General features: G+C 71.7%; 1 protein-coding gene. It reads right to left on the minus strand.

Annotation, left to right across the window (positions count from 1 at the left end; genetic code table 11):
- Positions 1 to 974 (minus strand): DUF222 domain-containing protein (locus ACU436_RS42315; RefSeq protein WP_459032823.1); only part of this gene is annotated, 974 nt, incomplete at its 3' end.
- Positions 975 to 1023 lie beyond the last annotated feature (49 nt).

The following is a 1023-nucleotide window of genomic DNA, read 5'->3' on the forward strand; positions in this document are numbered from 1 at the left end:
GCGGCGATCTGGGCGGGGGTGGCCAGGCGCCGGTTGCGGCCCATGTACATGCGGTTCCCGGTCCGGTCGTCCAGCAGTAGTCGCACGCGGGCGTCGCAGGCGAGGCGTTCGGCGGTGGAGGCCGGGATGTCGGGTCCGTCGGCGATGCGGGCTGCGCCGGTGCTGGCGTCGAGGTGGACGATCACCTGCGTGTTCCCGCGCTTGACCACCGGGCCCGTCTCGTCGTTGGTGTGGCCGTGGATGAGGGCCAGCAGTGCGTCGGCGCGTCGGGCTTGCGTCCGGTCTGCGGCCGGGCCGGGTTCTTGTTCGCGGGCGCGCTGGTCCAGGTCCTGCGGTGCGGGTTCGATGGAGGGCCGGATCGGGGTGCGCGGCGGGACGAGTGTCCCGATGGCGGCGATGAACGCGGCCCCGTCGTCGGGGGTGAGTTGGGCGTGCACGTGCAGGGAGCCGTTGTCGTCCCAGCGCCAGGTCAGCGAGCGGCGGGCGGTGGTGTCTTCGGGTGGGGTGTGGCGGCGCCGGACTGCTCGCACCACGGTTTCGATGTGGCTGGCGGTGCCGCACAGGGCCACGTTGAGCAGTACTCGTTCTGCGGTGTCCGGGTCGGTGACGGTGGTGTGGCGCAGGTCGGGCTCCCCGGCGGCGATCTGGGCGGCCATCTGTGTGAGGGTGGAGGTGTCGGATCCGGTGGCTCGGGTGATCGCCCGGACCTTGGAGTAGGAGACCCGCCCCGCGGCGAACGCCTCGGTGATGCGGGGCAACTGTTGTAAGGCGTGGGCGACCCGGAGGCGTTCGGTGGCGGTGCGCAGGTTCATCCCGGCCCGCCAGGACAGCCAGTGCGCACACGAGCGGATCCCGTCCCCGGCCCAGCCGCCGCGGTGGTCGAACTCGGCCAGCAGTTGGAGGAAGCGGCATTCGGCGGCGGCGATGTGCCCGGCCAACCCCAACAACTCCGATTCCAGATCATCGGTGCTCATCCCGTCCATCGGGGCGGCGAGCGGAATGATCGTGGCAGTGGACATGGGG

Source organism: Pseudonocardia wallangbongensis, from assembly GCF_054486945.1.